6 protein-coding genes are annotated in these 7,891 nt (G+C 52.3%); 3 read left to right on the forward strand and 3 right to left on the reverse strand.

Annotated elements, in window-relative coordinates; translation table 11 throughout:
* Positions 1-331: 331 nt before the first annotated feature.
* Positions 332-895 (forward strand): PEP-CTERM sorting domain-containing protein, encoded by a 564-nt coding sequence (locus tag KOR42_RS25205; protein WP_146512574.1) that lies wholly within the window; start codon positions 332-334, stop codon positions 893-895.
* A gap of 288 nt (positions 896-1,183) precedes the next feature.
* On the opposite strand, the gene uvrB is transcribed toward KOR42_RS25205, so the two are convergent.
* On the reverse strand, positions 1,184-3,286 hold the full coding sequence (gene uvrB, locus KOR42_RS25210) for an excinuclease ABC subunit UvrB (RefSeq protein ID WP_146512575.1): 2,103 nt from the start codon (positions 3,284-3,286) through the stop codon (positions 1,184-1,186).
* Positions 3,287-3,362: 76 nt separating this feature from the next.
* Between uvrB and KOR42_RS25215 the strand changes: the two genes are divergently transcribed.
* Together KOR42_RS25215 and KOR42_RS25220 are read left to right on the forward strand one after the other, a co-directional pair.
* A complete protein-coding gene (locus tag KOR42_RS25215) occupies positions 3,363-4,772 on the forward strand; it encodes a hypothetical protein (RefSeq protein WP_146512576.1) in 1,410 nt (469 codons plus the stop codon).
* A gap of 53 nt (positions 4,773-4,825) precedes the next feature.
* Positions 4,826-5,416, forward strand: a complete 591-nt coding sequence (locus KOR42_RS25220; RefSeq protein WP_146512577.1) for an LOG family protein — start codon at positions 4,826-4,828, stop codon at positions 5,414-5,416.
* A 28-nt stretch (positions 5,417-5,444) separates the two neighbouring features.
* On the opposite strand, the gene KOR42_RS25225 is transcribed toward KOR42_RS25220, so the two are convergent.
* Both KOR42_RS25225 and KOR42_RS25230 read right to left on the reverse strand, forming a co-directional pair.
* Positions 5,445-5,915 carry a VOC family protein gene (locus tag KOR42_RS25225; RefSeq protein ID WP_146512578.1) on the reverse strand — a complete coding sequence of 157 codons (471 nt, stop codon included), beginning with the start codon at positions 5,913-5,915 and terminating at the stop codon, positions 5,445-5,447.
* Between the two features lie 112 nt (positions 5,916-6,027).
* Positions 6,028-7,695: an ammonia-forming cytochrome c nitrite reductase subunit c552 gene (locus KOR42_RS25230; RefSeq protein ID WP_146512579.1), complete on the reverse strand. Its 1,668-nt coding sequence runs from the start codon at positions 7,693-7,695 to the stop codon at positions 6,028-6,030.
* Between the last annotated feature and the right edge of the window lie 196 nt (positions 7,696-7,891).

Consider the following 7,891-nt stretch of genomic DNA (forward strand, 5'->3'; position numbering starts at 1 on the left):
CAGCTTCTGCAACACCTCAGCCAGCGACTTTCCTGCCGCCAACATCGCTTGCCCCTCCTGCAACAGCTTCACAATCTGCTCAGGCTTACGTCGTCGTCGCTTCGTCATCAAAGTCTCCTCGAACCAAAATCGGTCGGTTGACTCTCATAACATCTGGATCAGAAAATGGGGAGCACGCCAGTCGTTGCAACAGGATCAACATTGCATGCGGGGTTTTTAATACAGCCTGTTGCGGTTTCCAGTAATTCGAATCCAACTTCACCTGTCACGCAGCCACTAAGTAACCTTATCGATTCTTCTGGATTATCTGCCTCGTTACCCGCTGGGCAGTATGTCAATTCGATTGGTGAATTGGTTAGCGGTGTTACGGCAACTCCTGTATAGTTCTGGGAATGATCATCGCGGTGCTGTTGACGGTGTTCCTGACGATAGCGCTACTCCTCCTGTGACAGTTGACTTCGACCTCGGTGGATTGTTTATGGTCGACAGTTTTTCGATCTGGAATTCGCTTTCCAACGGAGGAATTCTGAACTTCAATTTGCTCGCATCACAATCATCCGACTTCTCGAGCGCGACCACGATTGGAGCATTTCAACTGATTGATCTGGACACTCACGAAAGCAATCAAGGAAACTCAGTGATTGCGCCAGCAGAATTTGCCGATTTTGCGGCGGTTTCCGCAAGTTATATGCGAATCGAAATCACTCGGTTCCTCGGAGAAGACTTGATTCCTCCTCGTGGTGCTGACGTGACAATCGCGAATGAAGTCGTGTTTGGTGGAACTCGCCTCGGCAACAACAATGGTCAAGTTCCGGAACCATCTTCAATGATTCTTTTCGGTCTTGGGCTTCTCTCCGCCTGTCGTGCGAAACGTATTCGTGTGGCATCGAAGTAAACAATTCGATGTAGTGACGATGAGATTTCGGAGATAGATAGAGTGTGAGGGTGATGGTTGCCATCACTCTCACACGTCATCTGATGTTGTTAATAATTGGCCTTCGCGTTCACTTAAATCAGCCTTCAGCTCCGTTTTTTAAATAGTGTTCTTGAGTCGGTAGCTGCATTGATCGGAGATGACAGGGACAATTGATAGGATGCCTTTGCTAGAACCTCGCAGTTGTGAGTTGCAAGAGAGAATTGACCTTGACAAGTTGGAGATGTCAAGCGAAGTGTGCCGGAGAGTTTAATCACCGCGGCGCGGGCGGGGGACTCGTTTTCCCGAGCCTCTCTTCTTCCCGCGTTTGCCTTGGGCTTTGCTTTTTCGTTTCTGTTTCGGTCCGGTGTTTTTCGGAACGGCGATCGCTCCATCAGCTCTGTCGAGTTGCTTTTGCAGATCGGAAATCCGATCGCGGAGATGCGCTGCCCGTTCAAATTCGAGATTCTCAGCCGCCTGAAGCATTTCGGCTTCGAGTTCCTTCAGGTATTCCTGATTGATGTATTCGACTTCGCTGGCTCGACCGCTCGCGCTTTGTTCAATCTTGCGTGCAGAGATTTCTTCTTCAATGCCCCGCTTGATCGCTTTGCGAATTGTCGCAGGGGTAATTCCGTGATCAGCGTTGTATTTCAGTTGGATTTCACGTCGTCGGGTTGTTTCGTCCATCGCCCGCTGCATGCTTTTTGTCACCGAGTCTGCATACAGGAAGACTTCAGCATTCACGTTTCTGGCGGCCCGCCCAATTGTCTGAACAAGACTCGTTTCACTCCGGAGAAACCCTTCCTTGTCGGCATCGAGAATGCAGACGAGAGAAACTTCGGGAAGATCGAGTCCTTCTCGCAAGAGATTGACCCCGACGACCGCATCGAATTTTCCTTCTCGCAATTCGCGGAGAACTTCCACTCGCTCAATGGCGTCGAGTTCGCTGTGCAGCCATTCGCATCGAATGCCTTCCTCTTGTAAGTAGTTCACAAGATCTTCAGACAGCCGCTTCGTGAGCGTCGTGACAAGAGTTCGCTCACCACGTTCGGCACGGATGCGGATCTGCTCCATCAAGTGCGGAACTTGCCCGCGTGCTGAGTGAACTCGCACGACCGGATCGACGAGCCCCGTGGGACGAATGATCTGTTGGACAATTTCGCCTTTGGTCTGATCGAGTTCCCACTCCGCGGGGGTGGCAGAAACGAAGATCGTCTGGTTGCGCCTCTTGTCCCATTCCTCGAATTTGAGAGGACGATTATCGAGGGCCATTGGCAGGCGGAAACCGTGATTGACCAGTGTTTCTTTTCGAGAGCGGTCTCCGTGATACATCGCCCGGACTTGTGGAATCGTCTGGTGAGACTCATCTACTACGAAGAGGAAGTCTTTCGGAAAGAAGTCGTAGAGAGTTGCTGGCGGATCACCCGGTTTCCGCTTGGTCAGTGCTCGGGAATAGTTCTCGATTCCCGGACAGAAACCCATTTCTTTGAGGAGTTCCATGTCGTGACGCGTGCGGGCAGAGAGTCGCTGCGCTTCGAGCAGTTTGCCTTCTTTCTGAAACTTCGCCAGCTGCTGATTGAGTTCTTCGTTGATCTCTTCCATGGCATCGTCGATGCGATTTTGAGGCATCACGAAGTGCTTTGCGGGATAAATATAGATGTCTTTCAGCGACTTGCTGCCGACTCCGCTGATGGGATCGATGATCGAAAGCTTGTCGACTTCGTCGCCCCAGAGTTCAATTCGATAGGCGAATTCTTCGTAGGCGGGCCAAACTTCGATCACGTCACCGCGAACTCGAAACTTGCCCCGCTGAAAGTCGATGTCATTCCGATCGTATTGGATGTCGACAAGTTTCAGAAGAAAGCTGTCCCGGTCGATGGTGTCTCCGACGTTGAGTGGCACCATCATGTCGAGATAGTCTTGCGGCGAACCGAGACCGTAAATGCAGGAGACGCTGGCGACGACAATCACATCCCGCCGCGAGACCAGTGCACTGGTGGCGAGCAGACGCAGACGGTCAATTTCGTCGTTGATGCTGGCGTCTTTTTCGATATAGATGTCCCGCTGCGGGATGTACGCCTCTGGCTGATAGTAGTCGTAATAGCTGACAAAGTAGGTGACCGCGTTGTTTGGGAAGAACTCGCGGAATTCTCCATAGAGCTGCGCGGCCAGTGTTTTGTTGTGGGCAAGCACCAGCGTGGGGCGTTGAACCTGCTGAATGACGTTCGCGATTGTGAACGTTTTTCCTGTTCCGGTTGCTCCCAGCAACACCTGAGACTTCTTTCCCTCTTCGATCCCTGAGACAAGCGATGCGATCGCTGCCGGTTGATCTCCAGCGGGCTGAAATTCAGAAGCGAGTTCAAAACGTGGCATGGCAACCGATTGCCTTCATTCAAAGCATTGACGATGATGCGCAAATTCTAGCAACAACGAAACAAATGAACAGGTTTTGAATGACGTGATCGGATTCGGAAGCGTGATCGTCCTTATCTGCGGTCTCTATCTCATTGGAGGGGGAATTTGTTGTCTCGCCTCGATGACTGCCCGGCAGAGAAGGATTTGGAATAGCACAGTCCTGTTGATGGCCGCTTTGGCGTCCATGGCGAATATGTGGATTTCGGTCGGTTCGAACTCTCCGTCCGCTTTTCCGGCAGATCGAGCGTTGTTCGCGCTGATGTCAGTCCTGTTGTCTTTGATTGGAGCGGCACTCTGGTCAGCGACATCTTTGCAAGCGGTGGACAGCGAAGAAGAATCTTCAATCGAACTTTCCCGATTCCTGTTCTTGAGCGGATCGCTGCTGACGCTTTGCGTCGTTTCTCATCCGGTCCTCGTTGTGATTGCCTACACTTGCTGCCTGTTCGCAGGGACGTTTTGCCAGTATGCGTCGAATGGATTGCATTGGGCAGTAATGAATCGGTCAGTCGAGAAACGGCAAGCAATCGTTGTGCTGATCGGGTTGTGGGGAGGCTTTGCACTTGGCGAACTGAGTTCTTTCGAACCATTACGCAAAGTCTCTGCCCTGCTCATTGTGATGAGTCTGTTCACGTCGATTGCTTGGTTGCCCTTCCGGCGTGAGGTTTCCGGGAAGGATTATTTTTCGATCGGCGACACGGTCAGTCGCTCGCTGTTGCCCGTTCTGGCAGCTTCTGTGTTTCTGTTCCGGTTCAGCTTGCTCAGTCAGTGGTCCGTTTCAGAGGTCTCTGTCTTGGCCGTGATTTCCGTGTGTTGTCTCGGGCTGTGGGGATTGCGACTTCAGTCGGAAGTTGACGGCGTGTCGAGAGTGCGAATTTTGATCAACTCAATCTTCGCACAGGCGAACCTCGCGACAGTTCTCTCTGTGTGGTCAGCACGAAGTCCTGGCTTGTCCTGGGGGGAATCGTCGAATTTGCCCTCCGTAGAGAGTTTGCTTTGTTTGATTCTCGTGATCGAATCGCTAACGGCGCTCGTTTTCGTCTTTTGCACGTTCAATCGAAGAGAACATGAGGGAGATGGAGGCCGGGCTCTGTCGCGTTCCAGAATCTGGCAGTGTGCTGCGACACTCAGTCTGTGCGGTGTTCCTCCGCTCCCGGGGGCGTGGTGGCGGCTGATGTTGTGCAACGCCCTGCTCTTGCCATATCAGCGGTCCGTGTTGACGCATCTCACCGAACCTCATCGCGGTTTCATCGCTCTGGCGATCGTGACGCTTCTCGTCAATCTTCTCCTCGCAACAGGTGGCATTCGACAAGTTCGTCTGATGTGTTCAGAACCTTCCAGAACTTCAGGTCTTATGTTCGGCCAATGGGTGTGGCTGACGATTGCATCTATTTTGGGAATTGGATTCACCGTGGCTGTCGAACAATTCGCAGCGATGACAGGTTAATGCAACGTGTTTCGAAGCCTTCGGTTAAGAAGTCAGTAACAGGAAGTGATTTGATGTCAGAAATTCAGAGTGTGTGCGTCTTCTGTGGATCCCGAACCGGGCACGATCCAGCGTATGCATCCGCCGCTTCTGAGTTGGGGAAACGGTTGGCAGAGTCCGGGAGAACGCTCGTCTTCGGCGGAGGACATATCGGACTGATGGGAGTCGTCGCGAATGCAACTCTGGAGCATGGAGGATCGGCCATCGGAGTTATTCCGGAGTCGCTGCAGCAGAAAGAACTCGCGCATTCGGGAGTTCAGGACATGAGAATTGTCGACTCGATGCACACCCGAAAAGCGATGATGGCGGATGAAGCGGATGCGTTTATCGCCCTCCCGGGCGGGCTTGGAACGTTTGAAGAACTCTGCGAAATCTTGACGTGGGCGCAGCTCGGTTTTCATCGTAAGCCAGTCGCGCTGCTGAACGTGAATGGCTATTACGATCACCTGATTCAAATGATCGATCACGGGATCAGCGAAGGGTTCATGTTGGATCGCCACCGAAAGCTCGTTGCCGTTGTGGAATCGGTCGACGAGTTTTTCGCCCTGCTTGCAACAGCGCCGAGTCTTCCCAGCGACGAGGAATCGCTTTGGGAGAAGACGTAACGTTGCATCAAGATTTCTGCTGCTGCGGTCAGTCGTTTCCAGCACTCATCATTTGATCAAAGCGTTTCTGGACTTCCTCGGGAGTCACATCTTCAATGTGAGTTGCTAACGACCAGGAATGACCGAAAGGATCGACAATCATTCCGCTGCGGTCCCCATAGAATTGATCTTGAACCGGTCGTTTGGCCGTTGCTCCGGCGTCGATCGCACGTTGATAGACGGTGTCCACATCTTCAAGATAAATGGCCATGCTGATTGGAGAGCCATTGAAGTGCTCGGGAGCGTAAACTTCCATATCAGGAAATTCACTCGCGAGCATCACCACTGAGTCACCGATCTGAAGTTCGGCATGTCCGACTGATCCACCCGGTCCGGTGAGTCGCATCTGCTCCTCAGTTCCGAACACCTCTTTGTACCACTCAATTGCTTCAGTAGCATTCTGAACAATGAGATAGGCTTGGACTGCGTGGTAACCATCGGGAACGGGTTTGACGCTCATAGCAACACCTGTTTGTCGTTGTGAAATGAACGGACACGTGGATTGGGCAGAGATGTGCTTCCGGTGATCGCCAGTTTTGAGTGGCGGTTCGGGAAGATTCTCCTTGAACTTTCTACTCCGCCCCAGCCGGTGCCTCGTCGGCTGGTGTCACTCCCTCAATGGGGGTGATTTCTTTTTGAGATTCAGGAGCGTCTGCGGCACGAAGCTTGAGTGCCATCACTTCTGCCTGACGGCAGTAATCGATCGACTCACCCAGCAACCTCGCAGCTTCTTGATCGGCGTGGAATCCTTTGGAGTTCTCGCTGCTAATGAAGTCCAACCTCCACATTCCCTTTCTTTGCAGATCAAGAATCGGTTTCAGCTGTTCTTCTGTTGCTCCAGCTGCTTCGGCGTCGCGAATCGCATCGAGCATCGCAGTCATTGCATCTGCTGCCCGAAGCATTAAGGATTTTGTCCGGTTTTGAATGGTCTCAACACGTGCTTTCAGTTCTGCTTCAGGAACATTGTGACAGACCTGACAGGAGTTGTTGATGTTGAGCATTGGGCTCTGCACAAGGTGGCTGCTGACCTTCATGGCCCCTTTTCGTTCGTAAGGCATATGGCAGTCTGAACAGCTGACGCCGCTTCGAGCATGGATTCCCTGACTCCAGAGTTCGAATTCCGGATGCTGGGCTTTGTAGATTTTGGCTCCGGTTTCACCGTGCTTGTAATCGTAAAACTCGGTTCCGTCCGGGAAGAGATGTTCATCGAAGGTTTGTTCGATCTGTTCTGCTTTGAGTCCATTTTCCCAAGGGAAGAACAAAGTTTCTTTCGTGGCACAGTAGTATTCGACATGACACTGCCCGCAAACGGACGAACGCATTTCCTGTCTGCTGGCAAGTTTGTTCGGATCGTATTTCTCTGCTCGCGATCCTTCTCGCCAGCGAGTGATGCTCGGAAGGTGATGAACTGGTTCGTCACTCTCCGCAAGCGATTGAATTCCCATCACAAAACCGGGACGAGTGACGCGAATTTCCATCGACTGGGGATCGTGGCAGTCAATACAACTCACTGGATGTGCGTGCCCGAGATGTGGGTCTTCGGCTTCTTCCGATTCCGATGACGATTCATCACTGCTCGTTTTGACTTCAGAGGTTCCTCCCGGAAAGGGGGATTTCTGCTCGCCGGTCGACCCATCGGGAGTCCTGAGCACTTCTTTGTGAGCCGAGGGATAGTCCATTTTGCTGACGAGAACGAACCCTTCGACGACAGCATCCCAGTTGAAGTCCTGAGCCAGTGTCTCTTCGTTGACTTCCTCTCCGAACGACTCCATTCCGAGACGGCGGTAGGTTGGGATGATCGAAGCATGACAATGTAAACATGCCCCGCCCTGCGGTCGTTCTGTCACTCGCTTGGTCACTTCCTGGTCATAGAGCATGTAAGCATGCCCGCGTGCTTCTCGGTAATCGAGGCTGAATGCGTAACCAGCGTAAAGTCGTTTCAGCCAAGGGTAGGTTTCCAGCTTGCTGGTCGTCATCGCACTCGAGCCGCCATATTCTGACTCTTCTGTGTCGACGGATTGTAAATATGTGTCGTATTGATTCGGCCAGTTTACACCCCAGGGAGCCGGGTCAGTAGTGATTTCGTCAACTTCGACCAGTCGAACGAATGGTGTTCGTGCTTCCTGCTGACGCTCGAAGATCGTGACGAGCACGCCCGTTACAGCAAACGTCGTCAAGGCAACTAAGAGAATAAGCCCCACAAGCATTCCGACTTTGCTGACACCTGCTCGCGGGTGCATGGCAGAACTCCAAGTGACGCGTGTAGTGACTGGTTCGCGAGTTGGATGAATGACCATGTGGCTCTAAGAGCCTATCCGGAATCCTCTTCATGCTGTAAGTCGGTATTTGAACGGAGCTTGGTTGGGTGAAGGAGCTAAGCGGCGGAGCATGCGACCAATGGAAGCCACATAGATCATGGCTTCGCTCGATTTGGTG

This window comes from Thalassoglobus neptunius, assembly GCF_007859735.1.
Taxonomy (GTDB): Bacteria; Planctomycetota; Planctomycetia; order Planctomycetales; family Planctomycetaceae; genus Thalassoglobus; species Thalassoglobus neptunius.

Excerpts from the sequence above, each read along its gene's own strand:
- KOR42_RS25205 (WP_146512574.1), top strand. The coding sequence starts at position 332 with ATGTCAATTCGATTGGTGAATTGGTTAGCGGTGTTACGGCAACTCCTG.
- uvrB (WP_146512575.1), bottom strand. The coding sequence starts at position 3,286 with ATGCCACGTTTTGAACTCGCTTCTGAATTTCAGCCCGCTGGAGATCAA.
- KOR42_RS25220 (WP_146512577.1), top strand. The coding sequence starts at position 4,826 with ATGTCAGAAATTCAGAGTGTGTGCGTCTTCTGTGGATCCCGAACCGGG.
- KOR42_RS25225 (WP_146512578.1), bottom strand. The coding sequence starts at position 5,915 with ATGAGCGTCAAACCCGTTCCCGATGGTTACCACGCAGTCCAAGCCTAT.
- KOR42_RS25230 (WP_146512579.1), bottom strand. The coding sequence starts at position 7,695 with ATGCACCCGCGAGCAGGTGTCAGCAAAGTCGGAATGCTTGTGGGGCTT.